Annotated in this window: 32 protein-coding genes; 24 read left to right on the forward strand and 8 right to left on the reverse strand. The window is 71.3% G+C overall.

Going from position 1 to position 25,003, the window contains the following annotated elements; genetic code table 11:
* Nucleotides 1-31 precede the first annotated feature (31 nt).
* Entirely contained in the window at nucleotides 32-1,054 is a 1,023-nt protein-coding gene (locus tag ACODR5_RS02005; RefSeq protein WP_488982579.1) for a 4-hydroxy-3-methylbut-2-enyl diphosphate reductase, read from the forward strand.
* Nucleotides 1,051-1,614, forward strand: a complete 564-nt coding sequence (locus ACODR5_RS02010) for a DUF6264 family protein (protein ID WP_488982560.1) — start codon at nucleotides 1,051-1,053, stop codon at nucleotides 1,612-1,614. Before ACODR5_RS02005 ends, ACODR5_RS02010 begins: the two co-directional genes overlap by 4 nt.
* A gap of 63 nt (nucleotides 1,615-1,677) precedes the next feature.
* Here the strand turns inward: ACODR5_RS02010 and fbaA are convergent, their stop codons facing one another.
* The gene (gene fbaA / locus ACODR5_RS02015) at nucleotides 1,678-2,706 is read right to left on the reverse strand and encodes a class II fructose-bisphosphate aldolase (protein WP_488982561.1); all 1,029 of its coding nucleotides are present in this window, start codon (nucleotides 2,704-2,706) and stop codon (nucleotides 1,678-1,680) included.
* Between the two features lie 183 nt (nucleotides 2,707-2,889).
* Between fbaA and glpX the strand changes: the two genes are divergently transcribed.
* Both glpX and ACODR5_RS02025 read left to right on the forward strand, forming a co-directional pair.
* Nucleotides 2,890-3,873 (forward strand): class II fructose-bisphosphatase, encoded by a 984-nt coding sequence (gene glpX, locus ACODR5_RS02020; RefSeq protein ID WP_460817282.1) that lies wholly within the window; start codon nucleotides 2,890-2,892, stop codon nucleotides 3,871-3,873.
* A gap of 186 nt (nucleotides 3,874-4,059) precedes the next feature.
* Nucleotides 4,060-4,257: a UDP-N-acetylmuramyl pentapeptide phosphotransferase gene (locus tag ACODR5_RS02025; RefSeq protein WP_449853432.1), complete on the forward strand. Its 198-nt coding sequence runs from the start codon at nucleotides 4,060-4,062 to the stop codon at nucleotides 4,255-4,257.
* Between the two features lie 55 nt (nucleotides 4,258-4,312).
* Here the strand turns inward: ACODR5_RS02025 and ACODR5_RS02030 are convergent, their stop codons facing one another.
* On the reverse strand, nucleotides 4,313-5,605 hold the full coding sequence (locus tag ACODR5_RS02030; RefSeq protein WP_488982562.1) for a DNA recombination protein RmuC: 1,293 nt from the start codon (nucleotides 5,603-5,605) through the stop codon (nucleotides 4,313-4,315).
* 140 nt (nucleotides 5,606-5,745) lie between these two features.
* Between ACODR5_RS02030 and ACODR5_RS02035 the strand changes: the two genes are divergently transcribed.
* Nucleotides 5,746-6,333, forward strand: coding sequence for a 3'-5' exonuclease (locus ACODR5_RS02035; protein ID WP_488982563.1), 588 nt, complete (start codon nucleotides 5,746-5,748; stop codon nucleotides 6,331-6,333).
* Nucleotides 6,334-6,398: 65 nt separating this feature from the next.
* Here the strand turns inward: ACODR5_RS02035 and ACODR5_RS02040 are convergent, their stop codons facing one another.
* A complete protein-coding gene (locus ACODR5_RS02040) occupies nucleotides 6,399-7,949 on the reverse strand; it encodes a peptide MFS transporter (RefSeq protein ID WP_488982564.1) in 1,551 nt (516 codons plus the stop codon).
* A 100-nt stretch (nucleotides 7,950-8,049) separates the two neighbouring features.
* On the opposite strand from ACODR5_RS02040, the gene ychF reads away from it, so the two are divergent.
* The 12 genes from ychF (at nucleotide 8,050) to ACODR5_RS02100 (ending at nucleotide 14,237) form a co-directional block, all read left to right on the forward strand.
* On the forward strand, nucleotides 8,050-9,123 hold the full coding sequence (ychF, locus tag ACODR5_RS02045) for a redox-regulated ATPase YchF (RefSeq protein WP_449853428.1): 1,074 nt from the start codon (nucleotides 8,050-8,052) through the stop codon (nucleotides 9,121-9,123).
* 225 nt (nucleotides 9,124-9,348) lie between these two features.
* Nucleotides 9,349-9,630 (forward strand): type II toxin-antitoxin system RelE/ParE family toxin, encoded by a 282-nt coding sequence (locus ACODR5_RS02050; protein ID WP_449853427.1) that lies wholly within the window; start codon nucleotides 9,349-9,351, stop codon nucleotides 9,628-9,630.
* Entirely contained in the window at nucleotides 9,605-9,922 is a 318-nt protein-coding gene (locus ACODR5_RS02055; protein WP_449853426.1) for a HigA family addiction module antitoxin, read from the forward strand. Before ACODR5_RS02050 ends, ACODR5_RS02055 begins: the two co-directional genes overlap by 26 nt.
* A gap of 96 nt (nucleotides 9,923-10,018) precedes the next feature.
* The gene (locus ACODR5_RS02060; RefSeq protein ID WP_449853425.1) at nucleotides 10,019-10,573 is read left to right on the forward strand and encodes an AAA family ATPase; all 555 of its coding nucleotides are present in this window, start codon (nucleotides 10,019-10,021) and stop codon (nucleotides 10,571-10,573) included.
* A gap of 94 nt (nucleotides 10,574-10,667) precedes the next feature.
* The gene (locus tag ACODR5_RS02065; RefSeq protein ID WP_449853424.1) at nucleotides 10,668-11,261 is read left to right on the forward strand and encodes a hypothetical protein; all 594 of its coding nucleotides are present in this window, start codon (nucleotides 10,668-10,670) and stop codon (nucleotides 11,259-11,261) included.
* Nucleotides 11,254-11,694 carry a HEPN domain-containing protein gene (locus ACODR5_RS02070; protein WP_449853423.1) on the forward strand — a complete coding sequence of 147 codons (441 nt, stop codon included), beginning with the start codon at nucleotides 11,254-11,256 and terminating at the stop codon, nucleotides 11,692-11,694. The genes ACODR5_RS02065 and ACODR5_RS02070 overlap by 8 nt, the downstream gene beginning before the upstream one ends.
* 266 nt (nucleotides 11,695-11,960) lie before the next feature.
* Entirely contained in the window at nucleotides 11,961-12,194 is a 234-nt protein-coding gene (locus ACODR5_RS02075; RefSeq protein ID WP_449853422.1) for a FitA-like ribbon-helix-helix domain-containing protein, read from the forward strand.
* Nucleotides 12,191-12,616 (forward strand): type II toxin-antitoxin system VapC family toxin, encoded by a 426-nt coding sequence (locus tag ACODR5_RS02080; RefSeq protein WP_449853421.1) that lies wholly within the window; start codon nucleotides 12,191-12,193, stop codon nucleotides 12,614-12,616. Before ACODR5_RS02075 ends, ACODR5_RS02080 begins: the two co-directional genes overlap by 4 nt.
* A 45-nt stretch (nucleotides 12,617-12,661) precedes the next feature.
* Nucleotides 12,662-12,841, forward strand: coding sequence for a hypothetical protein (locus ACODR5_RS02085; protein WP_449853420.1), 180 nt, complete (start codon nucleotides 12,662-12,664; stop codon nucleotides 12,839-12,841).
* A 55-nt stretch (nucleotides 12,842-12,896) separates the two neighbouring features.
* Nucleotides 12,897-13,433, forward strand: a complete 537-nt coding sequence (locus ACODR5_RS02090) for a dihydrofolate reductase family protein (protein WP_488982565.1) — start codon at nucleotides 12,897-12,899, stop codon at nucleotides 13,431-13,433.
* A gap of 162 nt (nucleotides 13,434-13,595) precedes the next feature.
* Complete coding sequence (locus tag ACODR5_RS02095; protein ID WP_488982566.1) at nucleotides 13,596-13,919, forward strand: hypothetical protein; 324 nt, start codon at nucleotides 13,596-13,598, stop codon at nucleotides 13,917-13,919.
* Between the two features lie 45 nt (nucleotides 13,920-13,964).
* Entirely contained in the window at nucleotides 13,965-14,237 is a 273-nt protein-coding gene (locus ACODR5_RS02100; protein WP_460817311.1) for a hypothetical protein, read from the forward strand.
* On the opposite strand, the gene ACODR5_RS02105 is transcribed toward ACODR5_RS02100, so the two are convergent.
* Nucleotides 14,179-15,210 (reverse strand): helix-turn-helix transcriptional regulator, encoded by a 1,032-nt coding sequence (locus ACODR5_RS02105; RefSeq protein WP_488982567.1) that lies wholly within the window; start codon nucleotides 15,208-15,210, stop codon nucleotides 14,179-14,181. The genes ACODR5_RS02100 and ACODR5_RS02105 overlap by 59 nt on opposite strands.
* A gap of 105 nt (nucleotides 15,211-15,315) precedes the next feature.
* Between ACODR5_RS02105 and ACODR5_RS02110 the strand changes: the two genes are divergently transcribed.
* Nucleotides 15,316-15,771: a VOC family protein gene (locus ACODR5_RS02110; RefSeq protein WP_488982568.1), complete on the forward strand. Its 456-nt coding sequence runs from the start codon at nucleotides 15,316-15,318 to the stop codon at nucleotides 15,769-15,771.
* Between the two features lie 330 nt (nucleotides 15,772-16,101).
* Here ACODR5_RS02110 and ACODR5_RS02115 read toward each other — a convergent pair whose 3' ends face one another.
* Nucleotides 16,102-16,809 (reverse strand): MBL fold metallo-hydrolase, encoded by a 708-nt coding sequence (locus ACODR5_RS02115; protein WP_488982569.1) that lies wholly within the window; start codon nucleotides 16,807-16,809, stop codon nucleotides 16,102-16,104.
* Between the two features lie 105 nt (nucleotides 16,810-16,914).
* Here ACODR5_RS02115 and ACODR5_RS02120 point away from each other — a divergent pair, with 105 nt between their 5' ends.
* The 4 genes from ACODR5_RS02120 (at nucleotide 16,915) to ACODR5_RS02135 (ending at nucleotide 20,021) form a co-directional block, all read left to right on the forward strand.
* Entirely contained in the window at nucleotides 16,915-17,445 is a 531-nt protein-coding gene (locus ACODR5_RS02120; protein ID WP_488982570.1) for a TetR/AcrR family transcriptional regulator, read from the forward strand.
* A 26-nt stretch (nucleotides 17,446-17,471) separates the two neighbouring features.
* Complete coding sequence (locus ACODR5_RS02125; protein ID WP_488982571.1) at nucleotides 17,472-18,374, forward strand: dihydrodipicolinate synthase family protein; 903 nt, start codon at nucleotides 17,472-17,474, stop codon at nucleotides 18,372-18,374.
* 134 nt (nucleotides 18,375-18,508) lie between these two features.
* Complete coding sequence (locus ACODR5_RS02130) at nucleotides 18,509-19,708, forward strand: amidohydrolase (protein WP_488982572.1); 1,200 nt, start codon at nucleotides 18,509-18,511, stop codon at nucleotides 19,706-19,708.
* 88 nt (nucleotides 19,709-19,796) lie between these two features.
* Nucleotides 19,797-20,021: a hypothetical protein gene (locus ACODR5_RS02135; protein ID WP_449853412.1), complete on the forward strand. Its 225-nt coding sequence runs from the start codon at nucleotides 19,797-19,799 to the stop codon at nucleotides 20,019-20,021.
* Nucleotides 20,022-20,039: 18 nt separating this feature from the next.
* Here ACODR5_RS02135 and ACODR5_RS02140 read toward each other — a convergent pair whose 3' ends face one another.
* Nucleotides 20,040-20,453: a pyridoxamine 5'-phosphate oxidase family protein gene (locus ACODR5_RS02140; RefSeq protein WP_488982573.1), complete on the reverse strand. Its 414-nt coding sequence runs from the start codon at nucleotides 20,451-20,453 to the stop codon at nucleotides 20,040-20,042.
* A 201-nt stretch (nucleotides 20,454-20,654) separates the two neighbouring features.
* Complete coding sequence (locus ACODR5_RS02145; protein WP_488982574.1) at nucleotides 20,655-21,203, reverse strand: type 1 glutamine amidotransferase domain-containing protein; 549 nt, start codon at nucleotides 21,201-21,203, stop codon at nucleotides 20,655-20,657.
* Nucleotides 21,204-21,428: 225 nt separating this feature from the next.
* Here ACODR5_RS02145 and ACODR5_RS02150 point away from each other — a divergent pair, with 225 nt between their 5' ends.
* Nucleotides 21,429-21,593, forward strand: coding sequence for a hypothetical protein (locus ACODR5_RS02150; RefSeq protein WP_460817330.1), 165 nt, complete (start codon nucleotides 21,429-21,431; stop codon nucleotides 21,591-21,593).
* A gap of 32 nt (nucleotides 21,594-21,625) precedes the next feature.
* Here the strand turns inward: ACODR5_RS02150 and ACODR5_RS02155 are convergent, their stop codons facing one another.
* The gene (locus ACODR5_RS02155) at nucleotides 21,626-23,104 is read right to left on the reverse strand and encodes a DHA2 family efflux MFS transporter permease subunit (RefSeq protein WP_488982575.1); all 1,479 of its coding nucleotides are present in this window, start codon (nucleotides 23,102-23,104) and stop codon (nucleotides 21,626-21,628) included.
* A 194-nt stretch (nucleotides 23,105-23,298) separates the two neighbouring features.
* Here ACODR5_RS02155 and ACODR5_RS02160 point away from each other — a divergent pair.
* Nucleotides 23,299-25,003, forward strand: a 1,705-nt coding sequence (locus ACODR5_RS02160) for an ABC transporter ATP-binding protein (protein WP_488982580.1), incomplete at its 3' end; no start/stop codon positions are given.

The raw sequence follows: 25,003 nt of genomic DNA on the forward strand, positions 1-25,003 counted from the left end.
GCGGGTGAGCACCACCGCCATCTCGCTTCCCATGCCGCGCATTCCGGCACGTCGTGAGCGCCTCCAGGATAACGGGGTGCAGGGACACAAGCGCGTGCTCCTGGCCGCGCCCCGCGGCTACTGTGCCGGCGTCGACCGCGCGGTGATCACCGTGGAGAAGGCGCTGGAGCGCTACGGCGCCCCCGTGTACGTGCGCAAGCAGATCGTCCACAACATCCACGTGGTGCGCGAGCTCGAGGACAAGGGCGCGATCTTCGTCGAGGAGGTCGACGAGGTGCCCGAGGGCGCGCACGTCGTCTTCAGCGCGCACGGCGTCTCGCCCGCCGTGGTGAACGCGGCCGCCGACCGCGGGCTGCAGGCGATCGATGCCTCGTGCCCGCTCGTGACGAAGGTGCACCGCGAGGCCAAGCGCTTCGCGCGCGACGACTACCAGATCCTGCTCGTCGGCCACGAGGGCCACGAGGAGGTCGAGGGCACGGCGGGGGAGGTCCCCGAGCACGTCACCGTCGTGAACAACCCGGACGAGGCCGACACCGTCGAGGTCGCCGACCCGTCGAAGCTCGTGTGGCTCTCGCAGACGACGCTGTCGGTCGACGAGACCATGGAGACCGTGCGCCGCCTGCGCGCGCGGTTCCCTCAGCTGCAGGATCCGCCGTCGGACGACATCTGCTACGCCACGCAGAACCGCCAGGTGGCGATCAAGAAGGTCGCGAAGGACGCCGATCTCGTGATCGTCGTCGGATCGGCGAACTCCTCGAACAGCGTGCGCCTGGTCGAGGTGGCGCTCGAGTACGGCGCGAAGGCCGCCTACCGCGTCGACTACGCCGACGAGGTCAAGCAGGAGTGGCTCGAGGGCGTCGAGACCGTGGGCGTGACCAGCGGCGCCTCGGTGCCCGAGGTGCTCGTGCAGGAACTGCTGCGGGATCTCGCGCACGCCGGCTTCGCCGACGTCGAAGAGGTGAAGACGGCCGAGGAGGACCTCATCTTCTCGCTGCCCAAGGAGCTCCGCGGCGACGGACAGCCTCGCGGCGGACGGGTCGGGGCCTCGGCGTGAGCGACGCGCTGCCCCCTCGCCCGCACGGCGACGAGCAGCCGACGCCGCCGCGCCCGCAGTTCGGTGAGCTCGCCACCCCCGAGGAGCAGCGCCGGCGCATGCAGGCGAACCCGCTTCCCGTGCCGCCGCCCGCACCCGAGCCGCAGGCGGCTCGCGTCCCGGTCGCCGGTGCGCGCCCCCGCAACGGGCGCATGGCCGATCGCATCATCACGGTGGGGCTGCTCGTGTACGGCCTCGTCAACACGGTCGTCTCGATCCCGCAGATGACCGACTACGCGACGTACGCCGAGACGCTGCTGTCGCTCATGGGCGTCGACGCGACGCTGTCCGACCCCGCCGGTGCGCGGGGCTGGGGCCTGGCCGCCGCCCTCGTGATGGGCCTCGGGTGGCTCCTCACCGCCGTGCTCTCGTACCTCCGCCTGCGCGCGGGACGGCTCGCGTTCTGGATCCCGATCGTCGGGGCGATCGTGTTCCTCGGCATCTCGGGCGGGCTGCTCACGGTGCCCCTGCTGAACGATCCCGCCGTGCTCGACGCGCTCCTGAGCGCCGGCGCCCCGTAACGGCGGCCCGCACAGAACGAAGCGCCCGGTGCCGTGTGGGACCGGGCGCTTCGTCGATGCGGCTCAGCCCTTGCTGTGGCCGGCCGATCCGAGCTGCTGCGCGGCCTCGACGACGCGGGCGGCCATCGCCGTCTCGGCGACCTTGCCCCACGCGCGCGGGTCGTACTGCTTCTTGTTGCCGACCTCGCCGTCGACCTTCAGCACGCCCTCGTAGTTCGAGAGCATGTAGCCGGCGACCGCGCGGGTGAACGCGTACTGCGTGTCGGTGTCGATGTTCATCTTGATCACGCCGTTGGCGACCGCCGTGGCGATCTCCTCGGCGCTCGATCCGCTGCCGCCGTGGAAGACGAGGTCCAGCGGCTTGGGGCCGGTGCCGAACTTCGCTGCGATGCCCTCCTGGATCTCGCCGAGCAGCTCGGGGCGCAGCTTGACGCCGCCGGGCTTGTACACGCCGTGCACGTTGCCGAAGGTGAGGGCCGAGATGTAGCGGCCCCGCTCGCCGAGGCCGAGCGCCTCGACGGCCTTCGTCACGTCGCCCACGGTCGTGTAGAGCGCCTCGTTCGAGCCCTCGTGCACGACCCCGTCCTCCTCGCCGCCGACGACGCCGACCTCGATCTCGAGGATCGAGCCGATCGCGTGGGTGCGGGGCAGGAGGGTCTTCGCGATCTCGATGTTCTCGTCGAGCGGCACGGCCGATCCGTCCCACATGTGCGAGTTGAACAGCGGCTCGCCGCCGGCCCTGACCTGCTCCTCGCTCGCCTCGAGCACGGGCAGCAGGAAGCCGTCGAGGGCGTCCTTGGGGCAGTGGTCGGTGTGCACGGCGACCGTGATGGGGTAGTTCTTCGCGACGGTGCGCACGTACTGCGCCATCGCGATCGCGCCCGTGGCGCGGCCCTTTACGGTGTGGCCGGCGAAGTAGTCGGCCCCGCCCGTGGTGACCTGCAGGATGCCGTCGGAACCGGCCTCGGTCAGGCCCTGCAGCACGGCGTTGATGGTCTGCGAGCTCGACACGTTGATGGCGGGATAGGCGAAGCCGCCCGCCTTCGCGCGGTCGAGCATCTCTGCGTACTGGTCGGGTGTGGCGACGGGCATGTCTGGCTCCTCCGGTCGACGTCTGTCGCGTCTCACTCTACTCAGCGGCGGCCGCCCGGATACCCGGGCGAGCGGGGGCGGATCACCGGCCCGAGATGACAGGAGCGAAAGAATCGCGGATCCTTCGCGCTCCGCGGCCGTCGGATGCCGGGCGCGGCGGGGCGGCACGCCTAGGCTAGCAGCATGCAGACCGCCGACGACATGATCCCCCTCCGTCCCGATCGCAACATCGCCCTCGAGCTGGTGCGCGCCACCGAGGCGGCGGCGATCCGCTCGGTGCCGTTCATCGGCCGCGGCGACAAGGAGGCGGCCGACGGTGCGGCGGTCGACGGCATGCGCGCCTTCCTCTCGACGGTGGACTTCGACGGCGTCGTCGTGATCGGCGAGGGCGAGAAGGACAACGCGCCGATGCTCTACAACGGCGAGCACGTGGGCACCGGGAAGGGCCGGGCGTACGACATCGCGGTCGACCCGATCGACGGCACCTCGCTGACCGCCGCGGGTCGGCAGAACGCGCTCTCGGTGATCGCGCTCTCGGACCGCGGCACCATGCTCGACGCATCGAGCGTGTTCTACATGGACAAGCTCGTGACGGGTCCGGCCGGCGTGGGTGTGGTGGACATCCGCCTGCCGATCGGCGAGAACATCCGCCGCCTGGCGGAGGCGCTCGGCAAGCCGGTGGACGAGATGGTGGTCTCGGTGCTGAACCGGCCGCGGCACGACGCGCTCATCGAGGAGATCCGCGCGGCCGGCGCCGGCACGCGCCTCATGACCGACGGCGATGTGGCCGGCGGCATCAACGCGGCGCGCCACAACGCGCGCACCGACATGTGCGTGGGCATCGGCGGCAGCCCGGAGGGCATCGTGACGGCGTGCGCCATCAAGGCGCTCGGCGGGCACATCCAGGGCCGGCTGTGGCCGCGCGACGACGACGAGCGGCAGAAGGGCATCGACGCGGGCCTGAAGATGGACCACGTCTACGAGGCGGACGAGCTCGTCAGCGGCAACAACACCCTCTTCGTCGCGACGGGCGTGACCGACGGGCAGCTCGTCGCGGGCGTGCGTCGCAGCGGCGATTACGTGTACACCGAGAGCGTCGTGTTGCGCAGCCACTCGGGCACGCTGCGCCGGGTGTCGTCGGAGCACCTCGTCTCGAAGTGGCTCTGATCCGGATCCGCTGAGGGGGCCCGGATCGGGCGGGCGCCATCCGTCCGCCCGGGCACCGCCGGTCCGGCGCGCCGCCGGATCGTGATCCGGCCGTGACGGCTCTCTCACGGGAGCGCGTGGCACAATCGAGACAGGCGCTCGGGAAGGGGCATCGCTTCCGCGATGCGGGCGCCGGGAGCAACGCATATGAGCACGCAGAAGGCATCAGGACCCGTCACGGGCGCGCAGGCGGTCGTGAAGGGCGCGGTCGACCCCGCACGCCGACCGGACGTGCTGCTGCGCGTGCGGCGCGAGCCCGGCGAGGAGCTCAGCCCCTGGTGGAACATCGGCGCGTTCGTCGTGTTCTCCGTCGCCGTGGTGACGCTGCTCAGCTTCATCCCCTGATCGCGCGGCTCCCGCGCAGACGCCCGATGCCCGGCGCGCGGGTTCGGCGCGCGGGTCAGAGCCGGCCGCGCACGTCGCCCAGGTCGGCCGCGATCGTCGCCGCCTCGCGCGCGGCGTCGCCCTGCTCGTCGGAGCCCGCGTCGGTGCCGAGCAGCTCGGGCGCCGTGAGGGGACGCGGCGTGGCCTCGAGCGGGGCAGGGGCTTCGGTCTGCCCCAGTTTGGAGGCGTCGATCCCCGGGAAGCGCCGCGCCGTGACGAGCACGCGGCTCTCGAGCGAGCCGACGAGCTGGTTGTACGCCTCGACGGTGCGCTCGATGGCCCGGCGCATGCCGTTGGCGTGCGTGGCGAGCGAGCCGAGTCGTTCGTAGAGCTGGTTGCCGAGGTCGAAGAGCGTGCGCGCCTCCTGCGAGACCTCCTGCTGCGTCCACGAGTACGCCACGGTCTTGAGCACGGCCCAGAGGTTCACGGGCGAGGCGAGCGCCACGCGCTTGGCGAACGCGTGCTCCAGCAGGGTGGGGTCCTCCGAGAGGGCGGCCGAGAGCACGGCCTCGGACGGGATGAAGCAGACGACGAACTCGGGCCCGGCGTCGAGGCCTGACCAGTAGGACTTCTTCGCGAGCGCGTCGACGTGGGCGCGCACGGCCCGCACGTGCTTCTGCAGCAGCGCCTGGCGGCGCGCGAGCTCGTCGGCGCCCGCCGAGTCGGGGATCGCCGCGGCGTCGAGGAACGCGTCGAGGGGCGCCTTCGCGTCCACGGCGATCGAGGTGCCGCCGGGCAGGTGCACCACCATGTCGGGGCGACCCGCGCCGGCGTCGGAGGAGATCGAGGCCTGCACGTCGAAGTCGACGCGGTGCAGCAGCCCCGCCGACTCGACGATGCGGCGCAGCTGCGTCTCGCCCCACACCCCGCGCGAGGTCGTGGAGCGCAGCGCGCCGGCGAGCGACTCGGTCGTGACGCGCAGCTGCTCATCGGCCGCCTGCGCGGCGCGCAGCTGCTCGGCGACCTGCCCGAACTGCTCCTGCCGGGCGCTCTCCATGGCGTCGACGCGCTCCTGCATGCGCCGCAGGCTCTCCTGCACGGGTGAGAGGGCTCGCAGCACGGCGGCCTCCTGCCGCGAGCGCTCCGCGTCCTGCGCGCGCTCGGCGCGGGCGTGCTCCACGGCGTCGCGCCGCAGGTCCTCCGCGCGCTCGAGCGCGGTGCGCAGCGCCGCCAGCTCGGCGTCCCTCGCCGCGAGCGCGGCCGCCCCGCGGCCCTCAGCCTGGCCCGCCCGCGCGGCGCGCGCGAGCCACCCGACCGCGGCCCCGGCGAGCAGGGCCAGTGCCACGAGAACAACCGTCGTCGCATCCATGCGTCCCATCATGGGCGGGGCCTCCGACATCGCCGCCCGATCCGCGGCGCGCCGGGCACGCCGCGCGCGACACGCCGCAGACCGACCCCGCCCCCGGCGCGCCGCCGGGGCAGCGGCGCGCCCGCGCGCACACTGGAGCCGTGGGCGTGGACTTCTGTGCGATCGACTTCGAGACGGCCAACTCCTCGCCCGCGTCGGCCTGCCAGGTGGGCCTCGCCCGCGTGCGCGACGGCGCGGTCGTCGAGACCGCCTCGTGGCTGATCCGGCCCGTCTCGGGCCACGACGAGTTCAACGTGTGGAACACGCGCATCCACGGCATCACGGCCGATCACGTGGCGGGCGCGCTCGGCTGGCGCGAGCAGTTCCCGCAGCTGTGCGACTTCATCGGCGACGACGTGCTCGTGGCCCACAACGCCGGCTTCGACACCGGCGTGCTGCGCAAGGCCGCCTCCGTCTCGGGCGACGCGTGCCCCGAGTACCGCTACCTGTGCTCGCTGCAGGTGGCGCGCAAGGTGTACGACCTGCCGTCATACAAGCTGCCGCTCGCGGCCGAGGCCGCCGGCTTCACGGGCTTCGCCCACCACGACGCGGCCGCCGACGCGCTCGCGTGCGCGCACATCGTCCTCGACGCCGCCCGCCGCCACGCCGCCGCCGACCTCGACGACCTCGCCGCGCGCATCGGCGTCACCGTCCGCGCGATCCAGCCGATCCCCGCACCCGTCGCCTGATCCGGATCCCGGTCGATCCGCGGTCGCGGTGTCGACACGTATCCGCGAGTCCTGATCCGCGCCGCTCAGTCGCCCGACGTGCGCACGCCCTCCGCGGCGTCGGCGGCGCGCACCTGGCGCTTCACCCACGGCGCGAGCAGGAACAGCGCCGCCGCGAACACGACCGCGACGACGCCGGTCCACCCGAAGTAGGCCGTGTCGGGCACGTCCTGGGTCACCTGCACCACCTGCGCGGTGATGGCCGTGCCCGCCGCGGGAGCGAGGAACCACAGGCCCATCGCCTGTCCCCGGAAGGCGCGCGGCGCCAGCAGCGTCGTCGCGGCGAGGCCCACGGGGGAGAGGAACAGCTCGCCGAGGGTCTGGATCACGTACACGCCGATGAGCAGTAGCGCGGGCGTGCGGTCCCCGCCGGCCAGCGCGGCGCCCGCCGACAGCACGAGGAACGACACCCCGGCCAGCAGCAGGCCGATCGCGAACTTGTACGGCAGTGCGGGGCGGTCGTGCGTCCGCAGCCACAGCCACGCGAACACGGGCGAGAGGATGATGATCGACAGCGGGTTCATCGACTGGAAGAACTCCGGCTGCAGCGGGATGCCGAACACGTTCAGCTCCGTGCGCTCGGCCGCGTATGTCGTGAGGGTGGTCGCGGCCTGCTCGAAGATCATCCAGAACAGCATGGCCGCCACGAACAGCGGGATGTAGGCGAGCAGCCGCCGCCGCTCCGGCGCGGTGACCTTGGGGGAGCGGTACATCACGGCGAACGCCGCGACGGGCGCGACGAACGCCGCGTACGAGAGGGTGTCGACGAGGGTCGTCATGCCGAAGCCGCCGCTCACGAGCGAGGCGATCACGCCGAGCACCGCGAGGCCGGCGATGACCACGGCGAACAGGCGGATCACCTTCGGCCACTCGTCGCGGGCGATCGGGTTCGGCGGGGTGTCGCCCGCGCCGCCGAGCGCGCGACGGCCCCCGATGTAGAACGCCACGGCGATCGCCATGCCCACCGCCGCGACGAGGAAGCCGGCGTGGAAGCCCCACAGGCCGCGCACGAACCCCACGATGAACGGTGAGAAGAACGAGCCGATGTTGATGCCCATGTAGAAGATCGAGAACGCCGAGTCGCGGCGCTCGTCCTCGCGCTCGTAGAGCTCCCCGACCATCGACGACACGTTCGCCTTCAGCAGGCCCGTGCCGATCGCCACGAGCGCGACGCCCGCGAACGAGAACCCGGCCCCGGGGATGGCGAGCACGACGTGCCCGCTCGCGATCACGACGCCGCCGTACAGCACGGATCGCCGGGCTCCGATGATCCGATCCGCCAGCCAGCCGCCCGCGATCGTGAGCAGGTACACGCCCGTGCCGTAGATCGCCACGAGCGCCTGCCCGGTGGCGGTGTCGAGGCCCAGGCCGCCCTCGGCCATCTCGGCCGTGAGGTACAGCAGCAGGATGGCGCGCATGCCGTAATAGCTGAACCGCTCCCACAGCTCGGTGGTGAAGAGGGTGAACAGCCCCAGCGGGTGCCCGAAGAACCGGCGGTCGTCTCGCACGCGTGCCGCGGGGGTCGGATCCGCCGATCCGTCGGCGGGCGGGTACGGCGACGGCTCGGCGGTGCTCATGCCCTCGATGGTTCCACCCGTGCGTCGGATGCGCGAGGGGCTTGCGGGCCGGGCGGGCGCTCGGCGTGCCCGCAGGCGGCCGCACCTAGACTGGACTCCCGTGGCCCTCACCATCGGTATCGTCGGACTCCCCAACGTGGGCAAGTCGACGCTCTTCAACGCCCTGACCAAGAACACCGTGCTCGCGGCGAACTACCCGTTCGCGACGATCGAGCCGAACATCGGGGTGGTCGAGCTTCCCGATCGGCGCCTGGATCGCCTCGCCGAGATCTTCGGATCGCAGAAGATCCTGCCCGCTCCGGTGTCGTTCGTCGACATCGCCGGCATCGTCCGCGGTGCGAGCGAGGGCGAGGGGCTCGGCAACCAGTTCCTCGCCAACATCCGCGAGGCCGACGCGATCGCCCAGGTGGTCCGAGGCTTCAGCGACTCGGACGTCGTGCACGTCGACGGCAAGGTCGACCCCGCCAGTGACATGGAGACGATCAACACCGAGCTGATCCTCGCCGACCTGCAGACCCTCGAGAAGGCGCTGCCGCGCCTCGAGAAGGAGGTCAAGGGCAAGAAGACCGACGCCTCGGTGTTCGACGCCGCGAAGGCCGCCAAGGACGTGCTCGACTCGGGCAAGACGCTGTTCCAGGCAGGCTTCGACGTCACGCCCATCAAGGAGCTGGGCCTGCTCACGGCCAAGCCGACGCTGTTCGTCTTCAACGTGGACGAGGGCGTGCTCACCGACGCGGATCGGATGGCGGAGCTGGCCGCGCTCGTCGCGCCGGCGAAGGCCGTGTTCCTCGACGCCAAGGTGGAGTCGGAGCTCATCGACCTCGACGCCGAGGAGGCCCTCGAGCTGCTGCAGTCGCTCGGCCAGGAGGAGTCGGGCCTCGACCAGCTCGCCCGCGTCGGCTTCGAGACCCTCGGCCTGCAGACCTACCTCACAGCCGGGCCGAAGGAGGCCCGTGCCTGGACGATCCGCCGCGGCTGGACGGCCCCGCAGGCCGCGGGCGTCATCCACACCGACTTCGAGCGCGGCTTCATCAAGGCCGAGATCGTCTCGTTCGACGACCTCGACCAGTACGGCTCGATGGCCGAGGCCAAGGCCGCCGGCCGCGTCCGCATGGAGGGCAAGGACTACGTCATGCAGGACGGCGACGTGGTGGAGTTCCGCTTCAACGTGTGAGCGCGTCGCGCGGCGCGCGTTGAGCAACAGATCTCGGGTTGGGGCACAGGGATCCGCACGATTCGTGTGCGCGAAGGCGAGATGTGTGCAGGTGCGCCGCTTTGCTGCGGCCACGGCATGGGAGAAGTCGGAGCGGATGACTCAGAGCGCGTGATCCACGCCGTTGTCCGGGAGTTCCGGTTTAACGCCGCGCGTTAATGACGCGTCGCGTTATACCCTGGTCATGTGATCAGGTCGTTCGGGGACAAGGTGACCGAGTGGATCTGGCACGAGCAGTATGTGAAGAGCGTTGATCGGAACCTCGAGCGGACGGCCTTGCGCAAGCTTGAGCTCATCCACGCGGCCAGAGACGCCGAGGACCTGCGGATCCCGCCGGGCAACCGGCTGGAACGCCTCGGCGGTGACCGTCGTGGTCAGTACAGCATCCGCGTGAATGACCAGTGGAGGATCTGCTTCGTATGGAGAGATGGAGGTGCGGACGATGTCGAGCTCACGGACTACCACTGACGGCGACCTGATCGATCCGATCCACCCGGGTGAGGTGCTCATGGAGGACTTCATCAAGGGCTTCGGGATCACGCAGAACAAGCTCGCCGTGTCGATCGGCGTGCCTCCACGGCGCATCAACGAGATCGTCCACGGCAAGCGTCGGATCACGGCAGACACGGCTCTCCGGCTCGCGAAGTACTTCGGCACGTCCCCGGAGTTCTGGATGAACCTGCAGTCGCACTACGACCTGCGGATCGAGCGGCGCAACCACGGCGCGATCAACGAGATCACTCCGCTGCGAGTCGCGTGACGAACGGCTAGCACGACGTCGGATCTGGACATCGACGTCCTCGATGGCGCCTCAACGGCAGCGCGCAGGACGCGCCCGGCCCCGTAAAGTGGGCCCGTGGTTGCCGATGTCATCGTTCTGACTGGCCCTCCGGGCGCGGGCAAGTCGACCACGGCGCGCGAGCTTGCCCGGCGGTACGAACGTGCCGTGCATCTGCACACCGATGACTTCTGGAGATACATCGCAGCCGGTGCGATCCCTCCCTACCTGCCGGAGTCCGACGCGCAGAACCACACGGTGATGCGAGTGATCCGCGACGCGGCATTGGCATACGCCGAAGGCGGATTCGTCACGGTCGTCGACGGCATCGTCGGGCCGTGGATGATCGACTACTTCGTGCCGACTGCGAACCAGCAGACGGCCCCGGCGGTTCACTATGTCGTGCTTCGGCCGGGTCGTGATGAGACGCTTCGGCGGGCACAGGGGCGGACAGCGCCGGGAGCGTTGGTCGACGCCGAGGCCATCGACTCGATGTGGAGACAGTTCGAGGACCTCGGGGACTATGAGCGCCACGTCATCGACACGACGGCGCAGTCGTCATCCGAGACGACAAGCGCGGTGGTGAGTGCGATCTCGAGTGAGAAGTGCCTTCTCCGTCCGCGACCTTCCTGAGCGGAGGCAACGGCTTCGGCATGCGGTGGAGTTCTTCAACGCCTGAATTCCACCCCTTGACTGTTCCCATAACCGGAAGATATCTTCCTGTTTTGTGAAGAATCCGGTTCCGCAGCTGACGCCGTTCGTGCGCTCCGACGCCGTCGGGGCGATCCTGGCGGAGACGCTTGGGCATCCCGACCGGGAGTTCTCGCTGTCTGAGCTCGGGCGCCGCACGGGCGTGAGCGGGACCGTCGTGCACCGCGAGGTCGGTCGCCTCGTCGACAACGATGTGCTCCGCGACCGCCAGGAGGGTCGCAACCGGATGGTGCGCGCGAACGACGAGCACCCGCTGTTCGCCCCGATGCGCGAGCTGATCGCGGCGACGTACGGCCCGGTTCCCGTGCTGCGCGAGCTCTTCGACGGTGTCGATGGTGTCGACGAGCTGCTGATCTACGGCTCGTGGGCGGCGCGCCGAGCGGGGGAGAGTGGCGCTTTCCCGAACGACGTCGACGTGCTCGTGGTGGGCTCGGCGCCTCGCCGCACCCTCGCAGACCTCGCCGCGGAAGCGAGCGCACGTCTTGATGTGCCGGTGAACGTCACGCGGATGGGATCCGACGAATGGCGCGCCGATCGTCCTTCGCCGTTTGTCGAGACGATCCGTTCGCGCCCGATCGTCGATGTGCTGACCGGCGATGTCCATGGCTGATGCCATCGCCGCGATGATCGCCGGCCGACGGCTCGAGCGCGTCGCCGTGAACCACGAGCACGCCGTGAGTGTGATCGCGATGTCCGAGCGCCACATCGATACGGCGGCCGCCCTTGCTGAGACCGACGATCACGCGATGGCGTTCACCGCGGCGTACGACGGCGCGCGCAAGGCGCTCACCGCGGTGCTCGCGATCGAAGGCCTGAGGGTGCGGCCCGTCGGCGGTGCTCACCGGAACACGGCGACCGCCGCGGCGCAGTTCGTTCACGACGACGCGCTCGGCGAGTTCGAGTGGATGCGGCAGGTGCGCAACGCCACCGAGTACCCGGACGATGATCGTCCGACCGCGACCCCGCAGGATGTCTCCGAGGGGATCGAGGCAGCCCGCGCGATCGTCGAAGCATGCGCGGCGCACGTGCGCGCTCGAACCTGACGCTGAGAGAGCGGGCCTGCTGGCGCTGGCCTCTGGGGTCATCTGGCGACTCCATAGCGGAGGCGGGTGAGACGGTGCTCTGCTGTCAACGCTGTGGAGTTCCGCTTCGACGTGTGATCGCGTCGCGCGGCGCGCGTTGAGCAACAGATCTCGCGTTGGGGCACAGGGATCCGCACGATTCGCGTGTCCGAAGGCGCGATGTGTGCAGTTGCCGGCGCGCCTTTGCGCGCCGCTATCATGTCTGATAGCAGAGGAGGTGGTCTCGGATGTCGTCCATCATCGTTCGCGGTCTCGACGACGCCGTAAAGCAACAGCTCGCTAGGCAGGCGAAGGAACACGGTCGGTCCATGGAGGCCGAGGTTCGCGACATTCTCACCAAGGCTGCGCGGAGGCCGCACATCGGGATGGCGTTGCTGGCGGCCGCGCAGGGTGTCGGTGGCGTCGAAGAGCTGAAGATCCCGGAGCGCGATGACGTCGCGCGAGTGGTGGACTTCGAGTGATCGTCCTCGACACGGACGTCATCTCCGAGATCTTCCGGCCCTCGCCGGAGCCGCGCGTGGTCGATTGGCTCGCTTCGCTGACGGGTGACGTCGCGATCACGTCCGTGACGCTCGCGGAACTGCTCGCGGGTGTGCACCGGCTTCCGGACGGTCGGCGAAAGGAAGAGCTGACGAGGCGCATCGCCGCAGCGCTCGACCCGTACCGGGCCAGTCGAGCCGTCCTGCCTTTCGACGACCAGGCGGCCGAACGCTACGCCGACCTGCTCGTGAAGCGGGAATCGGTGGGTATGCCGATCAGCACCGCCGACGCGCAGATCGCCGCAATCTGTCTCGCGCACGAGGCGGCCTGCGCGACGCGGAACGCCAAGGACTTCGCGCATACCGGCGTTGAACTGGTCGATCCGTGGAAGGCCAACGGGTGAAGGATCATTCGATGACCGTGGTCGCCCACGGATAGCGTGCCGTCTATGGATGAGCACCTGACGGCCGCGGGAGCCTCGTGGGATCCGGACCCCACCGCCGGCGAGTGGATCGGCGCGCTCCTCGACGGGTTCGGCCCGACACTCGGGCACGCCGTTCCCGCCGGCTACGAGGCGCATGCCGTCATCCCGATCCCCCGCGGCGACGTGCTCCAGGGCGACGGCTGACGACGAGTCACGCGGATGTCGGTGGTGGCGGTTAGCGTGCCGTCTAGGAGGACCGATGACTCGCTACCGCTACTACACCGCCACCACCCTCGACGGGTTCCTCGCCGACGACGAGGACTCGCTCGCCTGGCTCTTCAAGCAGCAGCTGCAGGAGGACGGCCCGGGCAACACCACCGCGTTCCTCGCCGAGGTGGGGGCGCAGGTCATGGGATCGACCACCTATACATGGGTGCTCGAGCATGAGCCCGACTGGCTCCCCGAGATGCCCACCTACGTGTTCACGCATCGCGAGCTGGAACCCGCGAACGAGCACGTGTCGTTCGTCTCCGGATCGCCTGCCGAACATCGCGCGGTGTTCGAGGCGGCGGCCGACGGTCGCGACGTGTGGGTGATGGGAGGCGGCGGCCTCGCGGCGGAGTTCGCCGCGGCCGGGATGCTCGACGAGGTGATGGTGTCGATCGCGCCCGTGACGCTCGGCTCGGGCAAGCCGCTGTTCGGCGGTGCCTACGACCTCGCGCTGCAGGAGTGCGACCGCAACGGCGACTTCGTCATCGCCCGCTACGACGTCGTCGGGCCCCTGCGGAACCCCTAATTCGGGTTCGAGGCGCAGCCCGCCCTCGCGCGGTGGCGATCGATCCCGCTCGGACGACGAGGTTCTCGTGCCATGCTTCGGTAGCCGTGGTGAGATCCCCCGCAGCGCGTTAGCCGAGGGACTGCCACAATGGGCGGCGTGGAAGCGCGGAGAAGCCGTCGCATGGCCAGGGAACTTGCGCCCGCCGTCGGGGTCCTGCTCGGCGCGTGGCTGCTCATGGGGCTGGCGCAGGGTATCCCGAGCATCTGCCTGCCTGCTCATCCGTGCCCTGCGCCCGACGCGAGGGTCGCGCCTGCGCTCAGCTTCGGTGGGCTGATGCTCGTGCCTGTGGTGGTGCTGCTGCTCGCCTCACTTGCGGGGCGGCCGCGAGGACGATGGCTGCGCGTCGCCTGCTACGTGATGCTGCTCGCGCTGGCCGTCGTGGGATTGGGGGCCGTGCTGTTCTCGGGCGGGTTCACGGTTCCGACGTTCGGGTTGCGGCTGTGAGGCACGGCCGGACCGGACACGAGGCCCTGTGGTTCACTGTCGACCGTGGATGTGAACGCCCTCGCCCTGAACGTGCCCATCCCGCCGGAGCTGCGCTGGGAGGACGAGCGGCGCGGCGAGCGCTTCGAGCTGCAGTCGATCACCGTGCGGCTGCTGCCGGACGGATCGCTCGCGGCGAAGGCGTATGGGCGCCCGGTCGCGGGAGGACGCGGAGCCTACGTGTCGTTCTCGGTGCGCCGCAGCGCCGAGATCGATGCGCTCATCGCCGAGGCGGCCGACGAGGCGGCGCGCCGCTGGGCCGCACACCGCGGCCTCTGACGTCTCCGGCCCCGTCAGAGCCGCTCGCGCCGACCACGCCCTCGCGCACGCGCCGCTCCATCCGCCGCGCGGACGCGATGAGCTCCTCGGGGCCGACCACCCGGAAGTCGGCGTCGAAACGCAGGATCGCGGCGAGCAGGCCCGTCCACGACCAGGATCCGAGCGTGACCCGGCTCGTGTGGGGACCGGTCGGCTCGATCTCGCCGTCGCCGATCCACACGGCCACCTCGCGTGCGGGCAGATCGATCTCGACCGTGCCGACGCAGGGCCACGCATCCGTCTCGTGCGCGCCCTTCGAGCGGGCGGAGACGAACGTGCTCGGGCTGCCCGTGGGCACGGGGCGCGGATCGAAGGCGGGCCCGATCGGGTGGCGGGGTGCAACCCTGTCGAGGCGGAAGATGCGCCAGTCCTCGCGATCGAGATCCCACGCCACGAGGTACCAGCGGCCGCCGCGGGCCACGAGCCCGTGCGGGTGCGTGCGGCGCGGCGGGCCGTCGCCGTCGCCGTCGCCATAGTCGAAGCGAAGCGTCATGCGGCGCCGGACGGCCTCGCTCGCGGCCTCGAGCACGTCGGGCGCGACGGACGTGCCCGCTGCCGTGCCGGTGAAGCGCACGCCGTCGACGCGGTGCCGCAGATGCGGCGGCATCACCTGCTGGACCGTGGCGAGGGCGCGCTCGGCGGCCTCCTCGACTCCCACGCCGGTGGCTGCGGCGCTGCGCAGGGCGATCGCGATCGCCACGGCCTGCTCGTCGTCGAAGCGCAGCGGCGGCAGCTCCGATCCCGCCTGAAGGCGGTAGCCGCCGTCCGGGCCCCTCAGCGTGTGAATGCGGTACCCCAGCTCGCGCAGCCGATCCACGTCGCGCCGCACGGTGCGCGTCGTCACGCCGAGGCGCTCGGCGAGCACGCCGCCCGGCCAGTCGCGCGGCACCTGCAGCAGCGACAGCAGCGTCAGCAGGCGGGCCGTCGTCTTCATGGGATCACCATTCTCGCAGTAGCGGACCGGTCCTGTCCTCAACATCGGTGAGGATCGCTGACGACGGCGAGAACGCCGCCGACAATCCGTCATCAGGAGCGATCGATGTCCCTTTCCACCACCACCCACCTCAACCTTCCCGGCACCGCGCGCGAGGCGCTCACGTTCTACCAGGGCGTCTTCGGCGGGCGGATCCACGTCACGACCTACGGCGAGGTCGGCATTCCGCAGGACGCGCCCGACGCGGCCAAGGTCGTCTTCGGATCGGTCGAGGCCGACAACGGCTTCCGCGTGATGGCGTACGACATCCCCGGCCGCTCGGAGCCCTTCGCCGGCAGCACGGCCCGCGAGCACGGGACGACCAACACCGATCAGCCGTTCTTCGTCGCCGTCGGCGCCGACTCAATCGACGAGGCCCGCGGCTACTGGGAGAAGCTCGCGGAGGGCGCGACGATCGTCGAGCCGCTCGCGGCCTCGGAGTGGAGCCCCGGCTTCGGCATGCTCACCGACGCGTTCGGCGTCACGTGGAGCGTCGACGTCGCCTCCGCGCACGCCGGCTGACGCCAGTACGAGGACCCCGGCGCGCGCCGGGGGTCCTCGCACGTCACGGATCAGCGTGGCGGGAGCGGCGGGGGAGCGGGGTGCGCTTCGCTCCCCCCGGTGGGGCGCTCAAGCGCCGCTACTGGATCGAATCCGGTCGCTGATCCGGTGTTCGGGTTGCCACGGCCCGGCTCGGTCGCCGGATCGACGGCTCGGTCGCCGGATCTGTGGTGCAGGAGTCGCCTGGAGTGGCGGCAGGTGGGCGACGCCATCCGCCGATCCGCCGACCGAGCGCTGGGCCCGACGAATGCGTCGCCCTGTCGACCGGGCGACGGGGCGACGGTCGTCGGATCACGCGGCGCGCACGGCGGCCGCGAGGTCGGCGGGGCTGCCGCGCCAGGGTGCGCCGTGGCCGGGGAGCACCCACGACGCCGAGACCGCGGCGAGCCGGTCGAGCGACGCGAGCGCCTGATCCGGCTCGTCGGTGAAGGGCGCCGGCTGCGGACCGCCGCGGCCGGTGAGCACGTGGCGCGTCGTGAGGGCGTCGCCCACGAACACGGCGTCCGCCGCGGGCACGTGCACCGCGACGCTGCCGGGCGAGTGGCCCGGCATGCCGACGATGCGCGGGCTGCCGGGAAGATCGAGCACGTCGCCGTCGGCGAACTCCACGACCTCCTGCACATAGCGCGTGCGCATCCCGTCCTTGCGCAGCGAGTAGGTGAGGAACCCGAGCATCGGTCCGGGGCGGGCGGGGCCCATCGGCGTCTTCGGCTTCTCGCCGGTGCGCGCGCGGTGTGCGTCGGCGGCGTGGATGTGCACGGGCACACCGGCCTCACGCCGCAGCCGCTCGGCGAAGCCGATGTGGTCGCTGTCGCCGTGGGTGAGGACGACGCCCCGGATGTCGGAGAGCGCGCGCCCGATCTCCTCCAGTTCGGCCCGCAGGTCGTTCCAGTGGCCGGGCAGGCCGGCATCGATCAGCGTGATGCCCTCGGGCATATCGATCAGGTACGAGGCGACGATGTCGTTGCCGAGGCGATGCAGGTGCGGCGCGAGCTTCATGAGGAAGATCCTTTCGGGTACGATGGCTACGATAGTTAGCCATGATGGCTAATGTCAATAGCTCATTGTCCGCAGAACCATCGTCCGCAGAACAGAGGGGACCGCATGCCATCGCCGACGCGCACCACGAACGAGGAGGTCGTCGCCGCCGCGCGCGAGATCGTCGAGACGGCCGGCGCGGCCGGGCTCACCATGCAGGCGGTCGCCGAGCGTGTCGGCGTGCGCGCGCCGTCGCTGTACAAGCGGTTCGCGGGCAGGGATGCGCTGCTCGTCGCGGTGACGGAGGCGGCGATCGCAGATCTCACCGAGCGGTTTGAGGCGGCTGCCCCGAGCCTGCCCCGGCTGGCCGCCGCGTATCGCGCGTTCGCCAAGGAGCACTCCGAGGCGTTCCGGCTGATGTTCACCCCCTCGGCGCCGCAGGAGGCGCTGCAGCGCTCCGCTGAGCCGGTCATCCGCGCCGCCGCCGCGCGGGTGGGCGAGGAGCACGCGCTCGACGCCGCGCGGCTGCTCACCGCTTGGGCGACGGGCTTCCTACAGATGGAGCTGGCGGGCGCCTTCCGCCTCGGGGGAGACGTCGAGCGCGCGTTCGAGTACGGCCTGTCGCACCTGCTCGCCGGGATCGAGCAGGACGGTTGAGCCGCGCGGTGCGGGAGGATGAGGGGATGACCGGACCCTTCCGCGGCCTCAGTTCGTTCCCCCTCACGCCCCTGCGCGACGATCGCGTGGACGAGACGGCCTTCGCCGGCCTCGTCGAGCGGCTCGCGGCGTCGGGCGTCGACTCGATCACCGCGCTGGGCTCGACCGGCTCCTACGCGTACCTCGACGCGGACGAGCGCGCTCGCGTCGCCCGCATCGCCGTCGAGCGCGCGGGCGACACCCCCGTGCTCGTCGGCGTGGGCGCGCTGCGCACGTCGCACGTGCTGCGCCACGTCGCCGACGCCGAGGACGCGGGAGCGGCGGGGGTGCTGCTCGCGCCGATGACGTACCAGCCGCTCACCGACGACGACGTGTTCGAGCTGTTCCGCACGGTCGCCGGGGCCACGGCGCTGCCGATCGTCGTCTACGACAACCCGCGCACCACGCGCTTCGCCTTCACGAACGACCTGTACGGCAGGATCGCGCAGCTGCCGGGCGTCGCCTCGATCAAGATCCCCGGCGTGCCAGCCGAGCCGTTCGCCGCCCGCGCGCACGTCGCGGCGATCCGCGCGGTCGTCCCGCCGCACGTCACGATCGGCGTCTCGGGCGACGCGCTCGCCGCCGAGGGGTTGCTGGCCGGCTGCGACGCCTGGTACTCCGTGATCGCCGGCACCCTGCCCGAGGCGGCACTGCGGATCGCGCGCGCCGCGGGCGGCGACGACGCCGAGGCGGCGCGGGCGGAATCGGCGCGGCTCGCGCCCCTGTGGGAGCTGTTCGCCGCGCACGGTGGCAGCGTGCGGGTGATCGCCGCGATCGCCGAGCACCGCGGGCTCGTGCCGCCCGACTGCCTGCCGCTGCCGGTCCGTCGCCTCGGGGGAGAGGCGCGCGACGAGGTACTCCGGGTCGCCGACGCGCTCGGCCTGGCCTGACGCGCGGCGACCTGCGCGGCCACCGGGAGCGCCGGTGCCAGGATGAGACGGGGCGCACGACCGTCGGATCGCCGCGTCAGCGGGATCGCGAGGGCCCGCGCCCCGCTCGCACCCACCGCCGATGGAGGTTTCCCATGACCCTTGCCCTGACGAACGCGCACGTGATCCCCGTGGTGGGCGACCCCTACGACGGCACGATCGTCGTCGGCGAAGACGGCCGGATCGCCGCCGCCGACGCGGACGTCGAGGTGCCGGAGGGCGCGGAGGTCGTGGACCTGCAGGGCGCCACGGTGACGCCCGGTCTCATCGACGCGCACGTGCACCTCGGCGTGCACCCCGAGGGCGACGGTGCCGCCGCGAGCGACACGAACGAGATGACCGGCCCGAACCAGGCGGCCGTGCGCACGATCGACGCGATCGATCCGTTCGACGAGGGCTTCGACGTCGCGCTCGCGGGCGGCGTGACGACGGTCGGCGTCAACCCGGGATCGGGCAACCCGATCGGGGGGCAGGCGACGGTGCTGCGCACGCACGGCCGCATCGTCGACCGCATGGTGCTGCGCGCCCCGGTCGGCGTGAAGTCCGCGCTCGGCGAGAACCCCAAGCGCGTCTACGGCGAGAAGAAGCAGACGCCCTCGACGCGCCTCGGCAACGCGAAGATCATCCGCGAGGCCTTCGTCGCGGCGCAGAACTACATGCGCAAGCACGACGCCGCCGAGGAGGGCAAGCCCGCCGAGGTCGACCTCACGAACGAGGCGCTCGCGGCGGTACTGCGCGGCGAGATCCCGTGGCGCCAGCACGCGCACCGCGCCGACGACATCGTCACGGCCGTGCGCCTGGCCGACGAGTTCGGCTACCGCCTCGTCATCGACCACGGCACCGAGGCACACGTCGTCGCCGACTATCTCGCCGAGCGCGACGTGCCCGTGCTGATCGGGCCGCTGTTCACGACGAAGTCGAAGATGGAGCTGCGCGGTCGCTCCATCGCCAATCCCGGCAAGCTCGCGGCGGCGGGCGTCGAGATCTCGATCATCACCGACCACCCCGTCATCCCGATCAACTTCCTCGTGCACCAGGCCTCGCTCGCGGTGCGCGAGGGGCTCGACGAGCGCACCGCGATCGAGGCGATCACGATCAACCCGGCGCGCGTGCTGGGCGTCGATGCCGAGCTCGGCTCCATCGAGGTGGGCAAGCGCGCCGACCTCGTGGTGTGGAACGGCGAGCCGCTCGACGTCATGGCGCGGCCCGCGCGCGTGCTCATCGACGGCCGCACGGTGTACGAGTACGACCGCGACGCGCGCACCGAGCGCGTCGCCCCGCGCGACGCCGCCTGAGCGCCCGGCTCCCGGCCGCGCGCTAACCGCGCCCGGCCGGGAGCGCAAGCCCTGGCGGCCGGGCCCGCGCGGCGCGTACGCTCGCGGCATGGCACTCGACACCATGCTCGCGGCGGAGATCGAACAGCAGCTCAAGACGATGGGGCGGAAGGAGCGTGCACAGTTCACGCTCGATCTCGTGGAGGTCGTGCACCGCTACGCGACCTCCGATGCCGTCGGCGAAGAGCGCGTCAGCGACGACGAGGGGCTGGGCGCGGTCGTCGCGGCGGCGCGCACGCACCTCGAGCAGACCGAGGCCGACGCGACGGAGTGACCGATCCGCCCCGGCGGATCAGCCGGAGGCGTGACCATCCTCGCGCCGCACGCGCCGGCCCGAGACGGCCGCGATGCGGTAGCGCAGGTAGCGCGGCCGGTCGCCGCCCGCCCACGGCACCAGCCCACGCGCGGCCGGGCTGGCCGCCACCTCGTCGTCGTCCATCGTCGTGACGGAGCCGTGCATCAGCACGCTCCAGCCGACGCCACGGTTGGGGTCGTGGTAGTCCACCTCGAAGGTCACGGGCGCGTCCTCGTCGGGCAGCCCGGCGAGCACGCCCTCGGTCCCCGTGCGCACGATGATGTCCGAGCCGTCGTAGCGGTAGGTGACGGGGATGATGAGCACCCGTCCGTCGCGGACGAAGCCGAACCGGCCGACCGATCCCGTGGCCAGCAGGTCCAGGCATGCCTGGTCGTTCAGCGTCGTGATCATCGGGCCGCCCCTCATCTCTGCGTCATGCAGCTCGCCGCGGCTCGATGCGGCCGCGCCTTCGATGGTAGGTTTCGCCCGATCCTGCACGGCCCGGCGGTCCAAACGCTGAGTGCCAGGGTGAGTAGGCGCGGCCGCGGACGGCGATCGCACGGGCGCGCGCCGTGGCGGCCGCCGACCCGCGGGACGGCGGCCACCGACGGATCACGCGTGCTGCTCGGCGTGCTTGCCCTCGGCGATCTCCTCGACGGTCTTGTCGCAGAAGGCGGGCAGGTCGTCGGGCGTGCGGCTGGAGACCAGCCCGGCGTCGACGACGACCTCCTCGTCGACCCAGTTCGCGCCGGCGTTCTGCAGGTCCGTGCGCAGGCTGGGGTAGCTCGTGATCGTGCGGTCGCGCACGACGTCGGCCTCGATGAGGATCCACGCGCCGTGGCAGATGACCGACACGGGCTTGTGCTCGGTGAAGAACGAGCGCGCGAACTCGACCGAGGCGCCGTCCATGCGCAGATGGTCGGCGTTCACGACGCCGCCGGGAAGGACGAGGGCGTCGAAGTCGCCGCTCGTCGCCTGCGAGACCGGCAGGTCGACGGGCTGGGTGTGCCCGTTCTTGCCGCTGATCTGGCCCTCGGCGGGGGAGACGAGAACCGCCTCGGCTCCGCTCTCGGTGACGGCCTGCCACGGGCTCGTCAGCTCGCTGTCCTCGTATCCGTCGGTCAGCAGGAATGCCACGCGCTTGCCGGTGAGTTCGGCCATGGTGCCTCCTCGTTTCGTCGTTCGGGGGTCATGGGCGACGTTACGGAGGGTGCCGCGCTGCGTCACGGGGGTTGCGTGTGCCGACACGCGTCGCTAGCCCCGGCCGCCCCGGTGGCGGACGCGCGTGGCGGATGAGCGGAGACGCACGGGTGAGTGACGGCCGCCGCGCCGGTGAGTGCCGCGCGCCGTCGCTGAGTGCGGGTACGGCGGGTCTAGCCTGGCGCGATGGCATTCGAGCACCACCATGGCGCCGACGACGGCGCGGACACGGCAGCGCACCGCACGGCGACGCCCGCGACACCCCTCGCGCCGAAGCCCCTCACCCTCGTGGGCGGGGCGCACGGCGCGGGCATGTGCGCGGGCGGGGTATGCGAGATCCCCGAGGGCTGACCTGAGCCCGCCCCCGGGGATCCGCGTTTCGATCAATGGCCGGCGGGGATGCCCGGTCCCTCCTGATCCGCGGGCTTGCGGATGAAGAAGGCCAGCACGACCGGCACGAGCGCGACGATCGCCGCGAGCAGGAACGCGGTGCGCGCGCCGGGGGCGCCGGCGTCGGCGATCGACAGGCCCTCGGCCTCGCCGAGGTGCAGCGCCGTCGAGTACAGCGAGACGAGCAGGGCCGTGCCCACGGCGCCGGCCACCTGCTGCAGCGTGTTGAGCGCGGCCGAGCCGTGCGAGTACAGCCGGCGCTCGAGCGATCCGAGCGAGGCCGAGAACAGCGGCGTGAACGAGCCGGCCAGGCCCAGCGACATGACGATCTGCACGGCGATCAGCACGCCGATGGGCGTGTTCTCGCCGAGCGTCGAGTACACGAACAGTGCCGCGGCGATCATGATCGTGCCGGGCACGAGCAGCGTCTTCGGGCCGCGCGCGTCGTAGATCCGCCCCATGACGGGGCCGAGCAGACCCATGAGCACCGAGCCGGGCAGCAGCACGAGGCCCGCCTGCAGCGAGTCCAGGCCCGCGACGTTCTGCAGGTAGAGCGGCAGCAGCGAGAGCGTGCCGAACATCGAGAAGGCGACGACGGCCATGATCGTCACCGCCACGACGAAGTTGCGCGAGCGGAACACGCGCAGGTCGAGCAGGGCGTCGTCCTTCTTCTGGAGCGCGAGCTGGCGCCACACGAACAGGGCCAGCGCCACGGCGCCGAAGGCCATGACGATCCAGCCGATCATCGCCGATCCGGCCGCGCCCTCGCCATGCCCGCCGAACTGGCTGAGGCCGAAGACGATGCCGCCGAAGGCGATCGCCGAGAGCACGATCGACAGGATGTCGATGGGGGCGTGGGTGGTCTCGCCGAGGTTGAGCATCCACTTGGCGCCCAGCGCGAGCGCGATGAGCGCGATCGGCAGCACGATGGCGAACAGCCAGCGCCAGCTGAGCGTCTCGAGCACGGCGCCCGAGAGGGTGGGGCCGATGGCGGGGGCGAGCGAGATGACCAGGCCGACGCGGCCCATCATGCGACCGCGCGAATGCGGCGGCACGACGTTCATCATGGTCGTCATGAGCAGCGGCATCATCACGCCGGTGCCGGCGGCCTGCACCACGCGGCCGACGAGCAGCAGCGTGAAGCCGGGCGCCACGAGGCAGATGAGCGTGCCGAGCGTGAACGAGATCATCGCCGCGAGGAACACCTGGCGGGTGGTGAAGCGCACGAGCATGAAGCCCGTGGTGGGGATGACGACGGCCATCGTGAGCATGAAGGCGCTCGTCATCCACTGGCCGAGCTCGGGCGGCAGGCCGAGGTCCTCGTTGAGGTGCGGGATGGCGATGCCCATCGTCGTCTCGTTGAGGATCGCGACGAAGGCGGCGATGAGCAGCAGCCAGATCACCCGCATGCCGCGCGGGTCGATGGTGTCGGGCGCCGGCACGGCGCGAACGGTTCCGGTATCAGTCGTCAAGGAGTACTCCGTGCTGAAGAAGACAAGTCGCCCCGGGCCAGAGGATCCCAGATTCGTCCTCTCGCGGGCGACGATCAACCCTAACTGCGGCCCGATCCGCTCGATTCCCGATCCGCGGACAATTCACTCGCTCGTCAACTGACGCCACCCTCAGAGACCGCGTCGCAGGCAGACCCTAGTCTGAGCGGGTGAGCATGGGGCGAGGCATGGGCGGCGGCCGCGGCATGCGCGGTGTGGACGAGGCGGCGCTGCGCCGCGAGAACGCCGAGGCGCCGGCCGTGCCCGACCTCGGGCGGCGCGTCGTGGCCCTGTTCGCGCCGTACCGGGGGCGGATCGCGGTCACGGCGCTGCTCGTCGTGGTGGGCGCGGCCCTCGGCGTCGTGCCGCCGCTGATCATCGAGCGCGTCTTCGACGACGCGCTGTTCCCCGCCGAGGGCGGCGTGCAGATGGGCCTGCTCGGCCGGCTCGTGGCGCTCATCATCGGCCTCTACGTGCTGAGCGCCCTCGTCGGCGTCGTGCAGACGTGGTTCACCTCGAACGTGGGCAACCGCGTGACGGGCGACCTGCGCGTGCGCATGTTCGAGCATCTGCAGGCGATGGAGCTCGGCTTCTTCACGCGCACGAAGACGGGCGTCATCCAGTCCCGCCTGCAGAACGACGTGGGCGGCGTCTCGGGCGTGCTCACGAGCACCTTCACGAGCATCCTCGGCAACACCGTCACGGTCATCGCGTCGCTCGTGGCGATGCTGCTGATCGACTGGCGCCTCACGCTCATCGCGCTCGTCGTGATGCCCCCGCTCGTGTTCGTGCAGCGCCGGGTCGGCCAGGTACGGGCGCGGATCGCGTCGCAGACCCAGCAGTCGCTGTCGGAGCTGACCGCGATCACGCAGGAGACCCTGAGCGTCTCGGGCATCCTGCTGTCGAAGTCGTTCAACCGGCAGCGTGCGGAGTCGGCACGGTACGCCACGGAGAACGCGAACCAGATCCGCCTGCAGGTGCGCCAGGCGATGAGCGGCCAGGGCTTCTTCGCCGTCGTGCACGTGCTCATGGCGTCGGTGCCCGCCGTCATCTACCTCGTGGCGGGCGTCATCATGCTCGGCGACCCCGGCGCGATCACGGCCGGCGCGATCGTCGCGTTCACGACGGTGCAGGCCCGCCTGCTGCAGCCCCTCACGAGCCTCATGCGCGTGGCGCTGGAGGTGCAGACCTCGGCCGCCCTGTTCGCGCGCATCTTCGAGTACCTCGATCTGAAGCCCGCCATCACCGACGCCCCGGGCGCGATCTCGGTCGCCGACGCGCCCGGGCCGCTGGGGCGGATCGAGTTCCGCGACGTGACGTTCCGCTACCCGGACGCGTCGGGCGACTCGCGTCCCACCCTCGACGGCGTGAGCTTCGTCGCCGAGCCCGGCCAGCAGGTGGCGTTCGTGGGGCCGAGCGGCGCGGGCAAGACCACCGTGCTGTACCTCACGCCGCGGCTGTACGAGGCCTCGTCCGGATCGGTGCTCTTCGCGGGCGCGGACGTGCGCGCGCTGCGGCAGGAGTCGATCATCGACCACGTCGGCATCGTGTCGCAGGAGACCTACCTCTTCCACGCGACGATCCGCGAGAACCTGCGCTATGCCAAGCCGGACGCGAGCGACGCCGAGATCGAGGAGGCGTGCCGCCAGGCGAACATCCACCACGTCATCGCGGGCTTCGAGCACGGCTACGACACGGTGGTGGGGGAGCGCGGCTACCGCCTCTCGGGCGGCGAGAAGCAGCGCATCGCCATCGCGCGCGTGCTGCTGAAGGACCCGCCCGTGCTGCTGCTGGACGAGGCCACGAGTGCGCTCGACACGGTGTCGGAGCGGATCGTGCAGGAGGCGCTGGAGGCGGCCCCGCGCGGCCGCACGCCCCACT

Source organism: Microbacterium sp. FG3 (assembly GCF_057809335.1).

Excerpts from the sequence above, each read along its gene's own strand:
- ACODR5_RS02005 (WP_488982579.1), top strand. The coding sequence starts at position 32 with ATGCCGCGCATTCCGGCACGTCGTGAGCGCCTCCAGGATAACGGGGTG.
- fbaA (WP_488982561.1), bottom strand. The coding sequence starts at position 2,706 with ATGCCCGTCGCCACACCCGACCAGTACGCAGAGATGCTCGACCGCGCG.
- glpX (WP_460817282.1), top strand. The coding sequence starts at position 2,890 with ATGCAGACCGCCGACGACATGATCCCCCTCCGTCCCGATCGCAACATC.
- ACODR5_RS02025 (WP_449853432.1), top strand. The coding sequence starts at position 4,060 with ATGAGCACGCAGAAGGCATCAGGACCCGTCACGGGCGCGCAGGCGGTC.
- ACODR5_RS02030 (WP_488982562.1), bottom strand. The coding sequence starts at position 5,605 with ATGGATGCGACGACGGTTGTTCTCGTGGCACTGGCCCTGCTCGCCGGG.
- ACODR5_RS02040 (WP_488982564.1), bottom strand. The coding sequence starts at position 7,949 with ATGAGCACCGCCGAGCCGTCGCCGTACCCGCCCGCCGACGGATCGGCG.
- ACODR5_RS02055 (WP_449853426.1), top strand. The coding sequence starts at position 9,605 with ATGTCGAGCTCACGGACTACCACTGACGGCGACCTGATCGATCCGATC.
- ACODR5_RS02070 (WP_449853423.1), top strand. The coding sequence starts at position 11,254 with ATGGCTGATGCCATCGCCGCGATGATCGCCGGCCGACGGCTCGAGCGC.
- ACODR5_RS02075 (WP_449853422.1), top strand. The coding sequence starts at position 11,961 with ATGTCGTCCATCATCGTTCGCGGTCTCGACGACGCCGTAAAGCAACAG.
- ACODR5_RS02085 (WP_449853420.1), top strand. The coding sequence starts at position 12,662 with ATGGATGAGCACCTGACGGCCGCGGGAGCCTCGTGGGATCCGGACCCC.
- ACODR5_RS02090 (WP_488982565.1), top strand. The coding sequence starts at position 12,897 with ATGACTCGCTACCGCTACTACACCGCCACCACCCTCGACGGGTTCCTC.
- ACODR5_RS02095 (WP_488982566.1), top strand. The coding sequence starts at position 13,596 with ATGGCCAGGGAACTTGCGCCCGCCGTCGGGGTCCTGCTCGGCGCGTGG.
- ACODR5_RS02105 (WP_488982567.1), bottom strand. The coding sequence starts at position 15,210 with ATGAAGACGACGGCCCGCCTGCTGACGCTGCTGTCGCTGCTGCAGGTG.
- ACODR5_RS02110 (WP_488982568.1), top strand. The coding sequence starts at position 15,316 with ATGTCCCTTTCCACCACCACCCACCTCAACCTTCCCGGCACCGCGCGC.
- ACODR5_RS02115 (WP_488982569.1), bottom strand. The coding sequence starts at position 16,809 with ATGAAGCTCGCGCCGCACCTGCATCGCCTCGGCAACGACATCGTCGCC.
- ACODR5_RS02120 (WP_488982570.1), top strand. The coding sequence starts at position 16,915 with ATGCCATCGCCGACGCGCACCACGAACGAGGAGGTCGTCGCCGCCGCG.
- ACODR5_RS02125 (WP_488982571.1), top strand. The coding sequence starts at position 17,472 with ATGACCGGACCCTTCCGCGGCCTCAGTTCGTTCCCCCTCACGCCCCTG.
- ACODR5_RS02130 (WP_488982572.1), top strand. The coding sequence starts at position 18,509 with ATGACCCTTGCCCTGACGAACGCGCACGTGATCCCCGTGGTGGGCGAC.
- ACODR5_RS02135 (WP_449853412.1), top strand. The coding sequence starts at position 19,797 with ATGGCACTCGACACCATGCTCGCGGCGGAGATCGAACAGCAGCTCAAG.
- ACODR5_RS02140 (WP_488982573.1), bottom strand. The coding sequence starts at position 20,453 with ATGATCACGACGCTGAACGACCAGGCATGCCTGGACCTGCTGGCCACG.
- ACODR5_RS02145 (WP_488982574.1), bottom strand. The coding sequence starts at position 21,203 with ATGGCCGAACTCACCGGCAAGCGCGTGGCATTCCTGCTGACCGACGGA.
- ACODR5_RS02150 (WP_460817330.1), top strand. The coding sequence starts at position 21,429 with ATGGCATTCGAGCACCACCATGGCGCCGACGACGGCGCGGACACGGCA.